Origin of the sequence: Nonomuraea africana, from assembly GCF_014873535.1 — a bacterium.
Taxonomy (GTDB): Bacteria; Actinomycetota; Actinomycetes; order Streptosporangiales; family Streptosporangiaceae; genus Nonomuraea; species Nonomuraea africana.
The window spans coordinates 5,450,976-5,471,346 of the sequence record NZ_JADBEF010000001.1; the positions used below are offsets into that span (position 1 = coordinate 5,450,976).

Consider the following 20,371-nt stretch of genomic DNA (forward strand, 5'->3'; position numbering starts at 1 on the left):
CGGCCCAGGCCCACGGCGGACCCCTGAAGAAGACCAGACCCTTCCCGAAGGGGGCCAGCCCGCCGAGAACCCGGCCCTCCCCAAGGAAGCCAGGCCGCCGGGCTTACGGGGCCCGTTCGATGGTGGCGGTCGTCTGTCTGGCTGTGATCGTCTCCACGCCCACCAGGTCGTCCGGTAGCGCGTCCGGGACCTCCGTGTCGAAGCGGGCCAGCCGTCCCACCCGCAGTGCCCCCGCGACCACCAGCAGCATGCCCACCGCGCACACCAGGTACAGCAGCGCGATCCCCCGCCCAGGCCCGACCCCGATCACCGCGCCGACCGTCGAGGCGAGCGCGCCGCCCGGGGCCAGCATCGGGTCGAACAGCGCCGCGCCGAGCGGCGCGACCAGTCCCATCCCGATCGGCAGCGTCGACCAGGCGACCAGGGTGTTCAGCGCGAAAACCCGGCCGTGATAGCGATACGGCACCTTGATCTGCACGATCAGCGAGTAGATGCCGTTCATGAGGGTCAGGAAGTACGTGATCGCGAACGCCCCGGCGCCGATCAGCACCAGCGACGGCGCGAGTCCGGTGAGCACGCTGCCCGCCGCGATCGCCACGGTGGCCAGCAGGACGCCCCTGAACCTGCGCCTGGACGGCCCGCCCCACAGCGCCATCGTCAGCCCGCCGAGCAGCGCGCCGAGTCCGGTCACCACCGAGACCACGCTGACGTCGCGCAGCGTGGCGAAGGACAGCACCAGCGGCGAGACCAGCAGCAGGAGCGGCGACAGGAAGATGTTGAGCACGGCGAACCAGCCGAGCATCGCCCGCAGCCCGCCCGAGTGCCAGGTGTAGGCGAAGCCCTGGCGGATCTCGGTGGCCAGCGGCTCTCGCGGCTTCCACGGCAGCGTGCCGGGAAAGCGGACGAGCACGACGACGGCGATGGCGAAGGCGTAGCTGATCACGTCGATGACGACGATGCCGCCGAGCCCGATCCAGGCCAGCAGCCCCGCCGCCACGAGCGGCACGACCAGCTGGGCGACGCCGTTGGTCATCTGGGTGACGCCGACGGCGTGCCCGAGGTAGCGCTTGGGCACCAGCTGCGGCACGGCCGAGGTGTAGGCCAGGCGCTGGAAGGCGGTGGCGATGGAGAGGGCGACGATCAGCGCGTAGATCTGCCAGAGCCGCAGGTCGCCGAAGAAGATCAACCCGGCCAGCACCGCCTGGATGCCCGCGGCGCAGAGGTCGGCCGCGATCAGCACCCGCCTCCTGTCCCCTCTGTCGACGATCGCGCCCGCCAGCGGCGAGATGAGCAGTCCGGCCAGGTTGAGCACGGCGAGGATGGAGAACTGCGTGACCGAGCCCGAGTCGACCAGGATCGTGATCGGCAGCGCCCATCCGGTGAGCGCCGACCCGATCATCGACAGCTGCTGTCCCGAGGCGATGGTGAGGAAGCGCCGCATGCTGGGCGCGACCTCGCCGCGCGCGGGCGTGGCCGTCGGGGTGGAGCCCGCGGTCGAGACCGCGTGCACCCACCAGCTCCCCGTACGGTCACCCGCCTCCAGCCGCCGATGCGTACGGAGCACCGAGGCCAGCTCCTCGGCCCGGTAGCGCAGGAAGTAGTGGCCGCCCTCGTCGAGCACGACCAGCGCGGTGGTGTCGCTGAGGAAGCCCCACTCGGTGTAGCGCTCCTCGTAGTAGTCGGTGGCGGGATCGCGCTCGCCGATCACCGAGATGATCGGGGCGCGCAGCCTGGGCCGGTCCTCTGCGTGGAACAGCGAGGTGAAGTACTTCTCCGCGGCCTTGGAGTCGTGCCGCATGGTCGCGATGATGCGGTCGGCGACGCCGGGTTCGAGCTCCTCCAGGTCGACGCCGCGGGCCTTGAGCCGGTTGATGTCGGTCTGGCTGGAGCGCAGCCGGTCCATCAGCCCGAACCGCAGCCAGCCGCGAGGTCTGGCGAACGGGAAGATGGCGCCGATGTAGAGCGCCTCGACCGTGCGTCCCGCCGCCTCGACCCGTCTGGCCAGCTCGACGGCGAGCGCCGCGCCGACCCCGCAGTGCCCGTAGATCACCAGAGGTCCATCGATGCGGAGGATCTCCTCGGTGGTCCTGGCCGCCAGCTCGGCGAAGTCCATCGGCTCCTCGTCCAGGCCGATGTCGCGTCCGGGGATGGCCAGCGCGTAGAGGGCCTGGTCGGCGGGCAGCGCGTCGGCCAGCGGCTGGTAGACGATGGCGCTGCCCGACCCGTACGGCACGCAGACGTGGCTGACGGTCGCGCTCCTCGGCGGGGTCAGCCGCTGGAGCAGCGGCCGGGAGCCCGGTTCGGAGGAGGTCGCGAAGGCGGCGAGCTCCCGCACGGTCCTGTAGGTGAACACGTCCACCAGTCCGACGGGCCCGATCCCGGCCCTGCGCAGCTTGGCCACGACCTGGATGGCCAGCAGCGAGTGGCCGCCGAGGTCGAAGAAGTCGTCGTCGATCCCGACCCGTGCCGCGCCGAGCACCTCGGCCCACACCTCGGCCACGACCCGCTCGGCCTCGGTCGAGGGCGGGGCGTAGACCGCGTCGGCCGACAGGACGGGCTCGGGCAGCGCCCTGCGGTCGAGCTTGCCGTTCGGGGTGAGCGGCAGCGCCGCCATCCGGACGACGTGGGAGGGCAGCATGTACTCCGGAAGGAACCCTCTGATCGCGGCCCTGACCTGGGCGGGCTCGGACGGCCCGCCGACCAGGTAGGCGACCAGCTGCTCGGCGCGCACGACGACGACGGCCTCCGTGGCGCCCGCCTTCTCGCGCAGCGCGGTCTCGATCTCGCCCAGCTCGATCCGCAGGCCGCGCAGCTTGACCTGGTCGTCGAGGCGGCCGAGGAACTCGATGGTGCCGTCGGGCAGCCAGCGGGCGGCGTCGCCGGTGCGGTAGCGCCCCCCGGCGAACCTCTCCGCGGTCAGCGAGGGACGGTTGTGGTAGCCGAGGGCGACGCCGACGCCGCCGATGTGCAGCTCGCCGGGCACGCCGACGGGGACCTGCGCGCCGTGCCGGTCGAGGACGTGCAGGGTGATGTTCTGGATGGGCGCGCCGATCGGCACGCCGGCCCGGCCTTCGAGCGCTTCGAGCGTGCACTGCCAGGACGAGACGTCGATGGCCGCCTCCGTCGGGCCGTACAGGTTGTGCAGCTGGGCGGGCAGCGCGCGCAGGCAGCGGACGGCCAGGTCGACGGGCAGTTCCTCGCCGCTGCAGATGATCGTGCGCAGCGAGGTGCAGGTGGCCATGCCCTCCTCGGCCAGGAACAGCGCCAGCATGGAGGGCACGAAGTGCAGGGTGGTGACGTGCTCGGCGTTGATGAGGTCGCGCAGGTAGGCGGGGTCGCGGTGGCCGTCGGGCGCGGCCAGGACGAGGCGCGCGCCGGAGATCAGCGGCCAGAAGAACTCCCAGACCGAGACGTCGAAGCCCGCGGGCGTCTTCTGCAGCACCACGTCGTCGGCGGTGAGCCGGTAGCGCTTCTGCATCCAGTCGAGGCGGTTGACGATGCCGCGATGCCCGTTGGGCACACCCTTCGGCTTGCCGGTCGAGCCCGAGGTGTAGATCATGTACGCCGCCTCGCCCTGCTCGACCTCGGGTGGCGTGGTAGGAAGGCCGTCCCACACCTGGGGATTGTCGAGCGGCAGGATGGTCGCGCCGCCCGAGGCCAGCAGCGGGATCAGCGCGGTCTGGGTGAGCACGACCGGCGCGGCCGCGTCGGCCAGCATGAACGTCAGCCGGTCCGGCGGGTACGAGGGGTCGAGCGGCACGTAGGCCGCGCCTGCCTTGAGGATGCCGAGCAGGCCGGCGACGAGGTCGAGCGAGCGTTCGGCGCAGATGGCGACCAGCCCGCCCGCGCCGAGTCCCGCGAGCCGGTGCGCGATCTGGTTGGCGCGGTCGTCGAGCTGCCGGTAGGTCAGCGACTCGCCTTCGAAGGTGACGGCGACCGCGTCGGGTGTCCGTGCCACCTGCTCCTCGACCAGCGCGTGCAGCGTCCGATCGGGAAACTCGGCCTCCGTCGCGTTCCACGCCGGGATTTCGGAGACGTCGCCCAGCGAGAGGCGGCTCACCGGCAGGGCGGGATCGGCGACCGCCGCCCTCAGCAGCGCCTCGAAGTGCCGTGCCGTCCTGGCGATCGTCGGGGCCGCGAACAGCGTGGTCTTGTAGGTGAAGGCGCAGGCCATTCCCTCGCCGCTGGGCACGACGTACAGCTCGAGGTCGTGCCGGGCCGAGCCGGGCCGCAGCGGGAAGTCGTCCTCGCCCGCCGCCAGGTCGTGCACCGAGAACAGCGCGTCGACGAGCGGCTGCCTGCTCGGGACGCGCGGCACGCCGAGCGCCTCGACCAGCCTGGCGAAGGGCAGCTCCTGGTGGTCGAGCGCGTCCACCACCAGCTCCTTGGTCCTGCCGAGCAGGTCCGCGAAGCTCGGATCGTCCTCGAGATCGGCGCGCAGCACGAGCGTGTTGACGAACATGCCGACCACGTCGTCCAGCTCGGGCCGGGTCCGGCCCGCCACGGGGACGCCCACGGCCACGTCGTCCTGGGCCGAGAGCCTGGCCAGCAGCACGTGGAAGGCTGCCAGCAGGGTCATGAACGGCGTCGCGCCGTGCCGCCTGCCGAGCGCGGTGACCCGCTCGACCAGCTCGGCGTCGAGCTCGTGCACGTGGGTGGCACCGTCGAAGCACTGCGCGGCCGGTCGTGGCCGGTCGAGGGGCAGCTCGACGCGCGGGAGCCCGTCGAGCTGCCCCGTCCAGTAGGCCAGCTCCCGGTCGAAGGAGCGCTCACGCTGCCACAGCGCGACGTCGCCGTACCGGACGGCGGGCGCGTCCCGGCTCTCGCCCCGGTAGAGCGCCAGGACGTCCCGCATGAGGAGCTGCGCCGACTGCCCGTCGGCCACGATGTGGTGCCCGAGCAGCGTGAGCACGTGCAGGTCGGCGGCGGTGGACACCACGAGCGCCCGGAGCAGCGGTCCTTCCGCCAGGTCGAGCGGCACCGCGGCGGCCGCCTCGATCAGCGCCAGCGCCTCCTCGTCGTCCGCCGCCGCGTTGAGCGTGAGCGGCACCTCGCTGTCCTCCACCACGTGGACGGCGGGCAGGCCGTCCTCGCTCGTGGGAAAGCGGTGCCGCAGGCTCTCGTGCCGCCGCGGCAACTCGTCGAGCGCTCGGCGCAGGCGGTCCTCATCGAGCGGGCCGCGCAGCCGTACCGCGGTGGTGACGGTGTAGGTGGCGGTGCCCGGGGTGAGGTGCTCCATGAACCAGAGCGGCTCCTGGGCGGGGGCCAGCGGCGGCCGGCTGCCCTCGGGGCGGCGCGGGATGCTCCCTGCCGCCTTCGCGCCCTGCAGCCTGCGGCGCAGCAGCTCCCTCTTGGCTCCGGACAGATCCACGACGGACATCAGCTCAGCCCTTCGACGGCGGCCTTGAGTGCGTTCATGAAGAGGGCGGCGTCCCGTCCGTTGATCAGCCGGTGGTCGTAGGCCAGGCCGATGTCGGCGGCGCTCCCCTCCCGCGGGGCGGTGACGGCCAGCGCGCAGGTGGTGCCGGGAAAGACGAACGGGATCGCCATGACGACGCCGCCCTCGGTGTGCAGGGTGACCACGAAGGTGGCGCCGCTGAGGTCGGACGGCCTGAAGTCGCCGGTGGTGGCGGCCAGCCGGTACCGCATCAGCGCGCTCGCCAGCTCCTTGGTGGTACGGCGCGCCGCGTCGCGCAGCACCGGGACGTAGAGTCCTTCGCCGAGGTCGAGCGTGACGCCGATGTCGGCGGTCCTGGACAGGCGGACCTGGTCGCCGTCGAGCGTGGCGAAGAAGAGCGGGAAGCGCTCGTGCAGCCCCGCCACCGCCTGGACGAAGATCTCCGCCAGCCCGACGGGCCGCCTGACCGCCCTGGTCTCGGCCCTGGCGTGCTCGATCGCCCCCGCCAGGTCCATCCGGACGGCCAGGTAGGCGGCCGGGATGCTCCGGTGGGACAGCTCCACGGCCCTGGCCACGGCCCGCTGGACCTTGGGCAGGTCGCGGACGTGGCCGAGGAGCCGTTCGAGGTCGGCCTTCCTGACGACCTTGAGCCCGAGCTCCCGCAGCTGGTCGCCGGTGATGCCGTGCTCGTCGGCGAACGCCTGGGCGGGGGCGGTGACCAGCGGCGGGCCGTCCCGCCCGGCCGCGAGGCGGGGCGCGGGCGGTGCCGCCTGCGCGGCCGCCGCCTCGCCGCCGATCGTGGCGATCACCTGGTCGGGACGGCACCAGGCCCCCGCGACCACGCCGTGGCGGAGCACCCCCGTGGCGTCGGCGGCCAGCTCCTCCGCCGCCTTGGAGGTCTCGACCAGGGCGACCAGGTCGTCCTCGTGGACCTGGGCCCCGTCCTCGACGAGCCACTCCACCAGCAGGTACTCGCCGTCGTTGGTGTTCAGCTTCGGCACGCGCAGCTCAGCCACGGAGCGTCTCCATGATCACGCGGTGGACCGCCCGCTCCGATACCAGCACCGACTCCTCCAGATGGGCGGCGGTGGGAATCACGGAGTCGGCGGAGTGGACGAGGGTGACGGGGCCCGCCAGCCGCCCCCAGTGCCGCTGGTGGATCAGGTGGGCCACCTCGGCGCCCCAGGTCCCGCCCGCGGTGCTCTCCTCGACGACGAAGACGCGCCGGGTGTCGGGGAGCTCCACGTCGAAGGGGTACAGGCGGGAGGGCACCAGCAGCGTGCAGGCGATCTCCTCCTCGAGGAGCAGCGAGCGCATCGCCGCCAGCACCATGGGGGCGCTGCCGCCCGGCGCGACGACCACGCAGTCGGGGCGCTCGTCGAGGAAGATCCGCGCCACGCCGTTCTCGATCGCGAGGGAGAACGGCTCGGGCACGGCATGCATGGGCCTGGTGTAGAGGACCTTGTCCTCGAACAGGACGCACGGCCTGGCCCGCTCCAGCATCTCGGTGAAGACCGCGAGGTTGTCGTGGAAGGGCGACACCTCGTACAGCGCGAGGTCGGGGATCCCGACGAAGTGCTTCTGCAGGCTCTGGCTGTGCGTGGGGCCGTAACCTCTTCCGCCGCCGACCGGGCAGCGCACCACCATGCGCATCGGGACGCGGGAGCCGTACATGGAGACGGACTTGGCGGCGAAGTTCAGGAGCTGGTCGAAGGCGAGCGCGGCGAAGTCGCCGAACATGATCTCGACGATCGCCGCGTCGCCCGCGAGCGCGAGGCCCGCGGCGACGCCGGTGATGGCGTTCTCGCTGATCGGCGTGGACAGCACCCGGCCGGGGAAGCGCGTGGACAGCCCTCGGGTGATCTTGAAGGCGCCGCCGTACGGGTCGGCCACGTCCTCGCCGAGCAGGTAGAGGTCGTCCTCGGCGGCCATCAGCTCATGGAGCGCCGCGTTGAGGTTCTCCGCGACCCGCATCACGCCTCCCACCGTGAGAGGGGTCGGGCGATCACGTCCGCGGCGACCGCCTCGATCCGGGCCACGGCCGCGGCTTCGAGCCGGTCGAGCAGGGGTGAGGCGTACTTGTCGCGCCAGTCGACGCCGAGGGCGTGGGCGGGCCTGGTGTCGTCGCCCTTGCTGTGGGGGCCGAGCCTGTGGGTGACGAACTCGACCACGGCGGGCCTGCCCTCGCGCACGCCCGAGACGAGCGGGGCGAGCCGCGTCCTGATGTCGTCCACGTCGGCGCCCTCGACCAGCTCGTGCGGGAGGCCGAACGCCGCGGCGCGCCCCGCGATGGTGCCCGCGAGGTGCTCGCCGGTGGGCGTGGACTGGGCGATGCCGTTGTTCTCGACGACCACGAGCAGGGGCAGTGACCAGAGCGCGGCCAGGTTCAGCGCCTCGTAGACCGCGCCCTCGCCGAACGTGCCGTCGCCGATGTAGGCGCAGGCCAATCGGCCCGGCTCGACGCGCTTGAGATGCAGCGCGACGCCCGCCGCCACGGGCAGGCTCTCCCCCTGGACGCCGGTGGACAGGTAGCGGTCGCGGCGGATGTGCTGGCTGCCGCCCACGCCCGCGCAGACCGCGCCCTCGCGGCCCATGATCTCGGCCAGCAGGCCCTCGGGGTCGTCGAAGCGGGCCAGGTAGTGGCCGTGTCCCCGGTGGTTGCTGAAGACGTGGTCGGCGGGGTCGAGCAGGCCCTCCATCGCGACGGGGACGTACTCCTGGCCGAGGCAGGTGTGGGTGGTGCCGTTGAGCAGGCCCCTGCCGTACAGGTCGAGGAGGGTGCGCTCGAAGGCGCGGATCACGAGCATGCGGGAGAGGTCGGCGTCGATCACTGCCTGATCACTCCGATGACGCCCGCGATGGTCGGGTTGTCGAAGAAGTCGTCCAGGTCGACCTCGACGTCCAGGCGCTTGCGCATGCGGGCGATGATCTGGGTGATGGTGAGCGAGTGGCCGCCCAGGTCGAAGATGTCGTCGTGGGGCTCGATCGGCGACAGCTGGAGCACCTCCTCCCAGATCGCGGTGATCCCGGCCAGGAGCGAGTCGCCCTCGACCGGCCGGTCACGGCCGGCGACGACGGGAGCGGGAGCCGGAGCGAGAGGAGCCCGTGTGGTGCTCAGCGGACGGGAGAGCTCCCCCGACAGCCGGTCGCGCAGATCGGCGACGATCCGCTCGGGATCGGTCACTTCGACGGGGTCGTAGCGCAGGCTCGCGATCAGCCCGGTGGGCCGGTCGAGGAGCTGGAGCTGGAGGGCGCCCCGCACGGCCTGGTTGAAGGCCAGCCACTCCACCCTGTCGTCCGCGCCGCCGCGCCGATAGCTGACCGACACCGGAGCGAGCGCGGCGTGCGGCCGCAGCCCCGCAACCGCCCTGGCCAGCGGGACCCGCCGGTGCCGGTAGACCTCGCGTAGCTCGGCGCGCAGCGCCGCCGCGAACTCCGCGAAGGGCGCTCCCTCCGCCGGACGCGAGAAGACCGGCAGCTCGTTGACGAAGGGGCCGATCCGCCCTTCCTCGGCGGGTGTGCGGGTGGACAGGTCGATCGCGGTGACGGGCGCCGCGTTGCCGTAGGAGAAGAGCACCGCGTGCAGCGCGGCCAGCAGCACCTCGAACCTGGTGAGCCCGGCGATGGCCGGCACGTCGAGCGCGAACTCCAGCACGCGTCCAGGCCCCGCGCTCCGCGAGCGGAGCACTCCTCCCGGCACCACCACGTCCTCGGGCGCGCGCCACCTGGAGGCCCAGAACGCGCGCGCCTCCTCGAGGGGCGTCTCCCTGGAGGCGAGAGGGGCGAGAGGCGGCAGGACCTCGCCGCTGTAGAGGGCCATCAGGTCGGCGACGAGCACCTCCTTGGACTGGCCGTCGAAGACCGCGTGGTGCGCCTCGACCCTCAGCTCGTCGCCCGTCAGCGCGAACCTGACGAGCGGTCCTGTGGCGAGGTCGAAGGGGCCCTCCACCTCCTCGAGGGAGAGGAAGGGCGGCTCGGCGGCGGGCACCAGGACCGGGAGGCCGTCGCGTTCCTCGAAGACCGCGCCCAGCAGCGGGTGCCGTTCGACCAGGGCGGCGACCGCCTTGGCCAGCGCTCCCTCGTCGACGGGCGCGCCGAACCTGATCACCAGCGGCAGGTGGTACGCCGACCAGGCGCCGGCCCGTTCGTTGATCCAGATCCCATGCTGGGCGGGTGACACCTCAGTCATGCCTCAACCTCCGCTTGTCGACCTTGCCGCCTTGGTTGCGGGGCAAGGCGTCGAGGGTGACGAGCCTGGCGGGCAGCTCGTGCGGGGCCAACCGGCCCTTCAGGAAGATCCGCAGCTCCTCGTGGGCCACGGGACCGACCACCGCCACCTCGACGGCCTTGCCGAGCGTGGGGTGCGGCACGCCGTACGCGGCCGCCTCGACCACGTCGGGATGCTGGTGGACGATGTCCTCCACGTGGATCGTCGACACCTTGTAGGCGCCCGACTTGATCACGTCGCTCTCCCTGTCGACCAGGTAGAGGTAGCCGTCTTCGTCGAGGTAGCCGAGGTCGCCCATGCGCACCCAGCCGCCTCTGAACACCTCGCCGCTGGCGTGCGCGTCGCCGTAGTAGGTCCGGGTGACGGCCGGCGAGCGCATCCAGACCTCGCCCGTCACGCCCGGTGGCAGCGCGTCGCCCTTCGCCGTCGCGATCTTCACCGCGCCGCCGGAGGCGGGCCGCCCGACGCTCGCGGGCCGCTCGGGGTCGACGAGCATCACGGTCTGCGCGGGAGCGGCCTCGGTCGAGGTGTAGTAGTTGGTGATCGTGGCGTTGCGGAAGGCGGCGGCCAGGTCGACGGCGACCTGCGAGGGCAGCGGCGCCCCGGCCGAGCCGAGCAGCAGCACGCTCGACAGGTCGTGCCGGTCGTGGACCCTGGCGGCGAGCATCTCGATGGCCATGGCGGGGACCAGGAAGACCGTGCCGGCCCTGTGGTGCTCGATCAGCGCGGCGAACCTGCCGGGGGTGAACCTGGGTAACGTCACGACCTGCGGATGGGCGTCCACGGCGTTGACCAGCATCCACTGGCCCGCGTTCGTGCCGATCGGGAAGGCGTGCGCCAGGTGCGCGCTGTGCGCGAAGGGCCGGCGCCTGCCGCCGCAGCCGTAGGCCAGGTTGGCGTGGGTGGCGGCGACACCCTTGGGCGTGCCGGTGGTGCCCGAGGTGTAGAGGATCTGGGCGAGGTCGCGAGGGGGCGGCGGGTCGGGCGGCGGGCCCGCCGCGTAGGGTAACGCCCCTGGCCGCAGCACCCTGGTCGCGCCGCAGTGCGCCAGCATCGCCTCGACGTCGGCCCCGGCCAGCCGGTCCGAGAGGGGTACGGCCACGGCTCCCGCCTTGACGACGCCGAGGAAGGCGACCGCGTACTCCAGCCAGTCGCCGTTGCCGAACACCAGCCCCACGCGGTCGCCCGGCTCGGCGTCCAGCCCCGCGGCCACGGCGTCGGACTCGCGGTCCCACTCGCCGAAGGTCAGCGACCCGGCGCCGTGGACGGTCATCGCCACCCGCTCGGGCTCGGCTCTCGCCCTGTCCCGCAGCAGGCCGGGAAGGGTCACGCTCACGACAGACCCCCGAAATTACTGATAAGAAACTTTCCTTACAGCTCAGTCGGCCGCCAGTCTGGCACGGTCACGAGAAGGTGACAAGAGCGGAAACCCCGTGTTTATCGGGCCTTGCGGGCCGGTCAAGATCCGTGGTTGACTCCCCAACAGTTAAGAACCTTTCCAGATTCGGGGGAAGGGCCTGTGACGCTTTCCGACGCCCAGGAACGCCTGTGGTTCCTCCATCGGCTCGATCCTGACGACCCCTCGTACAACACCGCCTACGCCTACCGGCTGCGCGGTGAGCTCGACCTCACTCGGCTGGAGGCGGCCTTCACCGCCGTCGCCGCCAGGCACGACGCGCTGCGCACCCGCTTCCCCGAAGTGGACGGCCGGCCCGTGGCGGTCGTCGAGCCGCCGGGCCGCATCGCGTTCGAGGTCGTCGAGGGCGAGCCGGAGAAACTGGTCTCCGCGCGCACCAACGCCCCCTTCGACCTGGCCGCACAGCCGCCCTTCAGAGTGAGCGTCATCCCCCTCGGGCCGTGCGAGCACGTCCTGTGCGTGGTGCTGCACCACATCAACGGCGACGGCTGGTCGTTCAACGTGCTGCGCGAGGAGGTGGCCGCCCATTACGCGGGCAGGCCGCTCCCCGCCGCGCCTGCCCCGTTCAGCCCGCCCTCGCGCGACTTCGGGGCCGAGGAGGAGTGGTGGGCCGAGCGGCTGGCGGGGGCGCCGGTGCTGGAGCTGGCCACCGACCGGCCGCGTCCGCCGCAGCGCGGCACGGCAGGCGGCGAGGTGCTGTTCCGGCTGCCGCCCGAGCTCGTCGCGAAGGTGGGGGAGCTGGCCAGGAGCGCGCGGTGCACGCCGTACATGGTCCTGCTCGCGGCCTACCAGGTGCTGCTCGCGCGGCACAGCGGGCAGGACGACTTCTGCGTGGGCACGCCCGCGGCCGGGAGGACCAGCACCGAGCTGGAGCGGGTGGTCGGGTACCTGTCGACGATGCTGGTGCTCAGGTGCGACCTGTCGGGCGAGCCGAGCTTCGCCGAGCTGCTCCGCCGCACCAGGAAGACGGTCCTGGGGGCGCTGGCGCACCAGGAGGTGCCGTTCGAGCGGCTGGTGGGCGCGCTCGGCCTCCAGCGCGACCTGAGCAGGACCCCGCTGTTCCAGACCATGTTCGCGCTGCACACCCAGGGCGAGATCGCCGACCCGCTGCCCGGCCTGGAGGCCGAGCCGTTCCCGCTGGGCTGGCATCCCGCGCGCTGCGACCTGTCGCTCGACCTGTACACCGAGGACGACGGCGGCCTGCTCGGGGTGGCGATCTACAGCGAGGAGCTGTTCGATCGGGCCACCGCCGAGCGCATGATGGAGCGCTACGCCGTCCTGGTGTCGTCGGTCGTGGCCGGCCCCGGCCTGCCGATCGCCGAGCTGGACCTCACGCCGCCGGCCGAGCGGGCCCTGCTGGCCGCGTGGAACGACACGGCCGCCGAGCTGCCGCCGCTCACGCTCGTCGACCTGGTGCTGGACCGGGCCCGTGCGCACCCCGACGCGACGGCGGTGGTCTGCGGCGACACGACGCTAACCTACCGGGAGCTGACCGAGCGGGCCGCGGCCCTGGCGGGCGCGCTCGGCGAGCGGGGCGTCGGCACGGGCTCCCTGGTGGCCGTCCGGCTCTCGCGGGGGCCCGGCATGCTGGTCGCGCTGCTCGGCGTGGCCATGTCGGGCGCCGCCTACCTGCCGGTGGACCCCGACTACCCGCAGGCCCGCGTCTCCTACGTGCTGGAGGACTCGGGCGCGGCGCTCGTTCTGACCGACGACCTCCCCTCGGGCGCGCCGCGCGTCGTCAGGCCGCGGCCCGGAGACACCGCCTACGTGCTCTACACCTCGGGCTCCACCGGCCGTCCCAAGGGCGTGGTGGTCCCGCACCGGGCGCTGACGAACTTCCTGCTGGCGATGCGCTCGCTGGTCGGCTGCACGCCCTCCGACGTCTGGCTCGCGCTCACCTCGCTCTCCTTCGACATCTCCGCGCTGGAGCTATACCTGCCGCTCGTCACGGGCGGCACCGTGGTGATCGCCGACGCGGACACCGCTCGCGACGGCGCGGCCCTGTCGAGGCTGATCGCGGACACCGGCGTCACGCACGTCCAGGCCACCCCCTCGGGCTGGCGGGTGCTGCTCACCGGCGAGCTGCCGCCGCTGACCGCGCTGGCGGGCGGCGAGCCGCTGCCGCCGAAGCTCGCCGCCGAGCTGCGGGCGCGCGTCGGCAGGCTCGTCAACATGTACGGCCCGACCGAGACGACCATCTGGTCCACCGCGTGGGAGGTGCCCGCCGACCCCGCCAGGGTGAGCATCGGCCGCCCGATCGCCAACACGACCGTCCACGTCGACGCGCCCCTCGGCGTCCCCGGTGAGCTGCTGATCGGCGGGGCCGGCCTGGCCACCGGCTACCTGGGCCGCCCCGAGCTGACCGCCGAGCGCTTCGTCGAGCACGCGGGCGAGCGCGTCTACCGCACCGGCGACCTGGTCCGCCGGCTGCCCGACGGCACCCTCGAGTTCCTCGGCAGGACCGACAACCAGGTGAAGCTGCGCGGGCACCGCGTCGAGCTGGGCGAGATCGAGGCCGTCCTGGAGTCCTGTCCCGGCGTGACGCAGGCGGTCACCGCGGTCCGCGACGACCTGCTCGTCGCCTACGTCGTCGGCGCCGCCGAGGGGCTGCGCGAGCACGCCGCCGCCCAGCTGCCCGGGTACATGGTGCCCGCGGTGGTCGTCGAGCTCGACGCCCTGCCCCTCACGCCCAACGGCAAGGTGGACCGCACGGCGCTCCCGTCGCCCGGCGCCGCCGGCGCCCGCGCCTCCACTCCCCCACGGACGCCGCACGAGCGCCTGGTCGCCCAGGTCTTCGCCGACGTGCTCGGCGTCTCGGACGTCGGCGCGGAGGACGACTTCTTCGCGCTCGGCGGCCACTCGTTGCTGGCCACCGTGGTCACCTCCCGCCTGCCGGGGCGGGTTCCCGTCCGCGAACTCTTCGTGCGGCCGACGGTCGCGGCCCTGGCCGCCTTCCTCGACGCCGCGCCCGACGTCGCCACCGGGGAGGGGCCGCGCCCGCGCCCGCCCGGCGCGCCCGTCCCGCTCTCCCGCTCCCAGGCGCGGCTGTGGTTCCTGCACCGCCTCGACCCGGCCGACGCCGCCTACAACATGTGGATCGTGCGCCGCCTGCGCGGCCCGCTCGACGTCACGGCCCTGCGCCTGGCCGTGACCGCGCTGGCCGCCAGGCACGAGAGCCTGCGCACGCGTTTTCCCGAGGTGGACGGCGCGCCCGTGGTCGTCGTCGAGCCCCCGGGCGAGGTTCCCCTCGAGATCGTCACGGGCGATCCCGAGCGGCTGGTGGCCGAGCGCGTCAACGCTGCCTTCGACCTGGCGGGCGCCCCGCCGTTCCGGGTGACGCTCGTCCCGGTCGGGCCCGAGGACCACGTGCTGTGCGTGGTGCTGCACCACATCCTCGGCGACGGCTGGTCGCTCAACATCCTGATCGACGACCTGGCCCGCCTCTACTCGGGCGAGCGGCCGCCCGAGCCGCCCCTGCAGTTCGGCGACGTGGCCCGCTGGCAGCTCGGCCAGGACTCGACGGACGACTACTGGACGGAACGGCTCGCCGGGCAGCGGCCACTCAACCTGCCCACCGACCGCCCGCGCACGGACGCGCCGCGCCAGGCCGCCTTCCACTCGCTCAGGCTGCCGGTCGAGGCGGTCCGCCGCGTGCGGGGCGCCACCATGTTCATGACGCTGATGGCCGCCTACCAGGCCGTGCTCGCCGGTCAGGCCGGTGTGACGGACGTCTGTGTGGCCACCGTCACCTCGGGCCGCGACCGTCCGGGCGTGGAGGGCGTCGTCGGCTACTTCGCCGACACGCTCGTGATCCGCGGCGACCTGACGGGCGCGCCCACCTTCGGCGAGCTCGTGGAGCGCACCCGCGCGACGGTCATGGACGCCTTCGCCCACCAAGGAGCGCCGCTGGAGCGCGCGCCCTCGTTCGAGACCATGGCCATCCTGCACACCCAGGACGCGGACCGCGCGCCCGCCGCCTTCGCGGGCCTGGAGGCGGCGCCGTTCCCGCACGGGTTCGCGCAGGTCAAGTTCGACCTCATGCTGGAGGCCTGGCAGGACCCCGACGAGCTGCTGCTGGTCCTGTCCTACGACGCCGCGCTGTTCGACGCGGAGACCGTCGAAGCGCTCGGCCGCAGGCTGGAGCGCGTCCTGCGCCAAGACCCCGGCCTGCCGCCCCGGCTCCTGTCCCCCGCCGACCTCGACCTCCTGGGCGCGTGGGGGCGGGGGCCCGCGCCGAGCCGGCCCGCCCCCGACCTGCCGGCCGTTCCCGACCTGGTGGCCAGGGCCGTCCGCGAGCACGCCGGACGGCCCGCCGTCGGCGACCTCGACTACGCGGCGCTCGACCAGCGGGTCACCGAGCTGGCCGGGCTGCTGCAGGCCAAGGGGGTACGGCGGGGCGATCTGGTCGGCGTCTGCCTCGGCCGGGGCGGTGACGCCGTCGCCGCGCTCCTGGCGGTGTGGCGGGCGGGCGGCGCGTACCTGCCGCTCGACCCCGCCCACCCGCCCGCGCGCCTGGCGCACCTGCTCGCCGACAGCGGCGCGACGCTCGCGCTCACCTCGCTCGACCTCGCCGACCGGCTGCCGGAGGGCGTCCCGCTCGCCTACACCTGCGAGCCCGCGGCGCCCCTCACCCCCGTGCCGCCCGCCGAGACCGCCTACGTCCTGTACACCTCGGGCTCGACGGGCGAGCCCAAGGGCGTCGTCGTCGGCCACCGCAACCTGGCGGCCCGTGTCGACTGGATGGCCGAGGCGTACGAGCTGCGGCCGGACGACAGGGTGGTGCAGTTCGCCTCACTCGGCTTCGACACCCACGCCGAGGAGATCTATCCCGCGCTGTCTCGCGGCGCCCACGTCGTCGTGCTGCCGGACGGCCCGCTCACCCTGCCCGACCACCTCGATGATGTGACGGTCCTCGACCTGCCCACGGCCTACTGGCACCATCTCGTGGACCAGATCGACGCGATCGCCTGGCCCGCCACTCTGCGCCTGGTGATCCTGGGCGGCGAGCAGGCGCACGCCGCCGCGGTGTCGCGCTGGCACGCCCGCTTCGGCGACACCGTCAGGCTGGTCAACACCTACGGCCCGACCGAGACCACCGTGATCGCCACGGCGACCACGCTCGACGCTTCCCCCGGCCTGCCGCCCATCGGCCGCCCGATCGCCGCGACCACCGCTTACGTGGTGGACGCCGAGGGCCGCCTCGCCCCGCCCGGCGCCCCGGGCGAGTTGTGCGTCGGAGGGGAGGGCGTGGCCGGCGGCTACCTCGGCCGCCCCGACCTCACCGCGGCCCGCTTCGTCCCCTTCACCGGCGACAGGGCCCTCTTCGCCGAGGCCGACCGCCCGGCGGCCATCGGCACCGCCGAGCGGGTCTACCGGACGGGCGACAGGGTCAGATGGCGGCCCGACGGGCAACTGGAGTTCCTCGGCCGCCTCGACGACCAGCTGAAGATCAGGGGCCAGCGGGTCGAGCCGGGCGAGGTCGAGGCCAGGCTCACGAGCCACCCCGAGGTCGGCGCGGCGGCCGTGGCGGTCAGGAGCGAGGTGCTGGTCGGCTACGTCGTGGGCGCGGCCGACTTCGAGGACCTGCGCGACCACGCGGCCGCGGCGCTCCCGCCGCACCTGGTGCCGACCCGGTGGGTCCGCCTCGACGTGCTCCCCCTGACTCCCCACGGCAAGGTGGACAGGGCCGCGCTGCCCGAGCCGGGGGACGGGCGGGCCGCGTACCAGGCGCCGAACAGCGACGCCGAGCACCTGGTCGCCGCCGTCTTCGCCGAGGTCCTCGAGCTGGAGCGGGCGGGGGCGCACGACGACTTCTTCGCGCTGGGCGGGCACAGCCTGCTGGCCGTCCGCGTGGTGGCCAGGATCAGGGCCGCGATCGACCTGGACGTCCCGATCCGCGCGCTGTTCGCCAGGCCCACGGTCGCGGGACTTGCCAGGACGGTCGAGGACCTGCTGGTGGCCGAGCTCGACGAGATGTCCGACGAGGAGGCCGAACGCCTCGCGAGGGAGCTGACATGATCAAGGAAAGACTCGCCGAGCTGGTCGAGGAGTCCTCCGACGGCGCGCTGACCGCGAAGGAGGCTTTGGCGGCGAGCGTGCCGCTGTCGGCGCTCGGCCTGACCTCCGTGGGCCAGATGCGGCTCATCGACGCGATCGAGAGCGAGTTCGGCGTCGAGGTGGACCTCACGGAGGAGGGCCTGGCGTTACTCGACGACCTGGACCTGCTGGCCGGACGCCTGTCCGGCCGATGATCGTCGAGTTCGCCCGCCCCGACGAGGGCACCGCGCCGCTGACGTGGGGCCAGCGGGCGATCTGGGACGCGATCCTGCACACCGAGCCCGACGATCACTACTTCAACTTCGAGAGAGTGGTGAAGGTCCCCGGCGACAGGACCGTGCCCGAGGTGCTCGCGGCCGTGCGGGCGCTGGTCGAGCGGCACGGCTCGCTGCGGACCAGGCTGGGCGCGCGGCGGGAGCCGTACCAGAGGCTGGAGCGGGCGGGACGGCTGCCCGTCACGTTCGGCGCGCCGCCCGCCACCAGGTTCGACTACGAGCGCGAGTGGCCGCTGCGGGTCGGGCTGACGACGGACGGCGACCGGGTCACCCACGTCACGCTGCTGTTCTGCCACCTGGCCGCCGACGGCGCGGGGGCCGAGGTCGCCGTGCGGGACCTGCGCATGCTGCTGCTGGGCAGGCCGCCGGCCGCGCCCGCGCCCCGGGCGCTCGACCTGGCCCGCTGGCAGCGGGGCGAGGAGGGCCGGCGGGTCGCCACGGCCGCCGCCGCGCACTGGGAGCGCGAGCACCGGCGGATCCCGGCCACCATGTTCCCCGCCCCAGCCGAGGGCTCCGACCCGCCCATCTGGCGCGCCCTGCTGCGCTCGCCCGCGCTCGACCTGGCGGTCCGCTCGATCGCCGCCGCCCATGGCGCGTCCACCTCGACGGTCCTGCTCGCGGCGGTGGCCGAGCTGGCCGGCCGCCACACCGGCCAGGAGATCAGCTCCGTGCTGCCGATCGTGAGCAACAGGTTCAGACGCGACACCATGGCCGTCGTCAGCACGCTGGCCATGGAGGGCCTGTTCACGCAGGAGGTGGGCCGCCCCTTCGCCGAGACGCTGCGCGCGGCCGGACCCGCCGCCCTGCGCGCCTACCGCAGCGCCTACCACGACCCCGCCGACCGGGGCCGGATCGTCGAGGCGGAGAGCGCCAGGCGCGGCGAGCGGGTGCACCCGCACTGCTGCTTCAACGACCTGCGCTTCGCCGACCCGGGGCCCGCCGCGGGCGACCCCGCCGCGATCGAGAAGGCGCTCGGGGAGACCACGCTGACCTGGCCGCTGAGCCAGGACCGCCTCGACTGCCGCTTCTGCGTGCACGTCACCACCGAGGGCGTCTCGCTCACCGCCGACACCCGCTACCTGTCCAAGCCGGACATCGAGCGCTACCTGCTCGATCTGGAGTCCCTGCTAGTGGAGACGGCCATCGGATGACCGTGCGCGCCTACGCCCTGGCCACCTCCGTCGCCCAGGGCGAAACGCTGGAGTTCGTGCTCGACCGGCCCTCGCCCGTGGCCGTGACCGACGCCACCGACGACCGCGTCGTCCACACGGGCCAGGCGTCCGCCCGCTGGTCGCTGGAGATCCCCCGCGAGTGGCCGAGCTCCCTCTACGTGGCCCGCTTCGGCCCCGCCGAGCCGTGGCCGCGCTCGCTGCCGGGCGGCGGGCCCTGTCCCGACAACGAGGTCCACTTCGTCGTACGGCAGGCGGAGCCGACCGCGCCGATCCTGGTCAGCGTGCCGTTCACCACCTGGCAGGCCTACAACAGGGCGGGCGAACCCGACCAGAGCGTCTACTGGACCGAGTCGCCCACCCGCGCCGCCGCGGTGAGCTTCGACCGTCCCGGCGGCGGGCCGCCGCCCGAGCGCTGGGAGGAGGGCCTGATGCGCTGGTTGCGCCCCGCGGGCTACGAGGTGGCCTACTGCGCCAACCTCGACCTGCACGACGGGCTCGACCTGCTCTCCCGCCACCGGCTGCTGGTGGTCAACGGGCACGACGAGTACTGGTCGGCCGGCATGCGCGACGCCGTCGAGGAGTTCGTCCGGCGCGGCGGCAACGTGGCCTTCTTCTCCGGCAACACCGCCTGGTGGCAGATCCGCCTGGAGGACGGCGGGCGCACCATGGTCTGCCACCGCGACCCGCTCGCCGACCCCGTCGGGGACCCGCGCCTGGCCACCGTCGAGTGGTCGGCGGCGGGCCGCCCCGAGAACACGCTGACCGGCGTCAGCTTCAGGGCGGGCGCGGGGGCGTGGGGCGAGCACATGCCGCGCATGCTCGAGGAGTCGTACACCGCCCGCTTCGCGGCGCACTGGGCCTTCGAGGGCACCGGGCTGACCGACGGCGACAAGTTCGGCCAGGGCTGCCTGGGCTACGAGACCGACGCGGCCGAGTACCAGGAGGTGCGCGGCGTCCCCAGGGTGACCTGCGGGGACGGCACGCCGTCCAGCTTCGTCGTGCTCGCCACCGCCGACCTGCGGCACTGGAGCGCCTACGGGCAGGGCGGCGCGGCCACCATGGGCGTGTTCACCAGCGGCCTCGGCACCGTCTTCACCGCGGCCACCGTGAACTGGGGCAACACCCTGCACGACCCCGTGGTCTCGCGCGTCACCCGCAACGTCCTCGACCGGCTCTCAGGGGCGCCCGTCCCCGCCTGGGAGGCGATCGGGCCCGTCGCCGACGTGCGCGCGCTGGCGGTGCTGGGCCGCGCGCTCCACGCGGTGGACGGCTCGGGCGTGCTGCTGTGCCGCGAGCTGTGCGGGCAGAACCTGTCCTGGCAGCCGCTGTCGGGCTCCTCGGAGGTCCGCGCCTTGGCCGTTCCCAGGGAGGCGGCGGGCGGGATGGGTGTCGGCCTGTACGGCGTGACGTCCTCGGGCGCCCTGGTGTACAGGGAGGGCGAGGACTGGCGCGAGGTCGGCCCCGCGCCCTCGGACGCGGTGGGCCTCGCGGTCGCCGACTGCGCGTTCTACGTCGCGACCGCGGAAGGACGGCTGTGGCGGCTGCCCTTCGGCGCGCGGGCCTGGGAGCCCGACGGTCTCTCGGCGGGCGCCGTGTCGCTGGCCGGCATGAACGGCAGGCTGTTCTCCCTCGACGCCTCGGGCACGCTCCGCACCCGCGTGCCGGGACGCGACTGGGCGGCGTACATCACCGGCGTGCCGGGCCGTGCGCTCACCGCCCACGCCGGGCTCCTCGTCACCGCCGGGCCCGGCGACCCGCTCCGCCGGCACCGGATCCGCCCCACCGGTCACAAGCAGGAGCGGTCGCCGTAGGAGCAGTGGCGCC

At 73.6% G+C, this 20,371-nt stretch carries 10 protein-coding genes; 4 read left to right on the forward strand and 6 right to left on the reverse strand.

Going from position 1 to position 20,371, the window contains the following annotated elements:
* Positions 1-103: 103 nt before the first annotated feature.
* From H4W81_RS25805 to H4W81_RS25830, 6 genes are read right to left on the reverse strand one after another with little or no spacing between them, the layout of a single operon-like run.
* Positions 104-5,380: a non-ribosomal peptide synthetase/MFS transporter gene (locus H4W81_RS25805; RefSeq protein ID WP_192777179.1), complete on the reverse strand. Its 5,277-nt coding sequence runs from the start codon at positions 5,378-5,380 to the stop codon at positions 104-106.
* Complete coding sequence (locus tag H4W81_RS25810; RefSeq protein ID WP_192777180.1) at positions 5,380-6,414, reverse strand: 2-oxo acid dehydrogenase subunit E2; 1,035 nt, start codon at positions 6,412-6,414, stop codon at positions 5,380-5,382. The genes H4W81_RS25805 and H4W81_RS25810 overlap by 1 nt, the downstream gene beginning before the upstream one ends.
* Complete coding sequence (locus H4W81_RS25815; RefSeq protein ID WP_192781041.1) at positions 6,407-7,372, reverse strand: alpha-ketoacid dehydrogenase subunit beta; 966 nt, start codon at positions 7,370-7,372, stop codon at positions 6,407-6,409. The genes H4W81_RS25810 and H4W81_RS25815 overlap by 8 nt, the downstream gene beginning before the upstream one ends.
* Entirely contained in the window at positions 7,372-8,229 is an 858-nt protein-coding gene (locus H4W81_RS25820; protein WP_318781955.1) for a thiamine pyrophosphate-dependent dehydrogenase E1 component subunit alpha, read from the reverse strand. The genes H4W81_RS25815 and H4W81_RS25820 overlap by 1 nt, the downstream gene beginning before the upstream one ends.
* Positions 8,226-9,587: a condensation domain-containing protein gene (locus H4W81_RS25825; protein WP_192777181.1), complete on the reverse strand. Its 1,362-nt coding sequence runs from the start codon at positions 9,585-9,587 to the stop codon at positions 8,226-8,228. The genes H4W81_RS25820 and H4W81_RS25825 overlap by 4 nt, the downstream gene beginning before the upstream one ends.
* Positions 9,580-10,962 (reverse strand): class I adenylate-forming enzyme family protein, encoded by a 1,383-nt coding sequence (locus H4W81_RS25830; protein ID WP_318781956.1) that lies wholly within the window; start codon positions 10,960-10,962, stop codon positions 9,580-9,582. Before H4W81_RS25830 ends, H4W81_RS25825 begins: the two co-directional genes overlap by 8 nt.
* A 183-nt stretch (positions 10,963-11,145) precedes the next feature.
* On the opposite strand from H4W81_RS25830, the gene H4W81_RS25835 reads away from it, so the two are divergent.
* The 4 genes from H4W81_RS25835 to H4W81_RS25850 are packed head-to-tail and all read left to right on the forward strand — an operon-like array spanning position 11,146 to position 20,358.
* Complete coding sequence (locus H4W81_RS25835; protein WP_192777182.1) at positions 11,146-17,061, forward strand: non-ribosomal peptide synthetase; 5,916 nt, start codon at positions 11,146-11,148, stop codon at positions 17,059-17,061.
* Positions 17,058-17,294, forward strand: coding sequence for an acyl carrier protein (locus tag H4W81_RS25840; protein WP_192777183.1), 237 nt, complete (start codon positions 17,058-17,060; stop codon positions 17,292-17,294). The genes H4W81_RS25835 and H4W81_RS25840 overlap by 4 nt, the downstream gene beginning before the upstream one ends.
* Positions 17,291-18,526, forward strand: a complete 1,236-nt coding sequence (locus H4W81_RS25845; protein WP_192777184.1) for a condensation domain-containing protein — start codon at positions 17,291-17,293, stop codon at positions 18,524-18,526. Before H4W81_RS25840 ends, H4W81_RS25845 begins: the two co-directional genes overlap by 4 nt.
* Positions 18,523-20,358 (forward strand): N,N-dimethylformamidase beta subunit family domain-containing protein, encoded by a 1,836-nt coding sequence (locus tag H4W81_RS25850; protein WP_192777185.1) that lies wholly within the window; start codon positions 18,523-18,525, stop codon positions 20,356-20,358. The genes H4W81_RS25845 and H4W81_RS25850 overlap by 4 nt, the downstream gene beginning before the upstream one ends.
* The last annotated feature ends 13 nt before the right edge of the window (positions 20,359-20,371 follow it).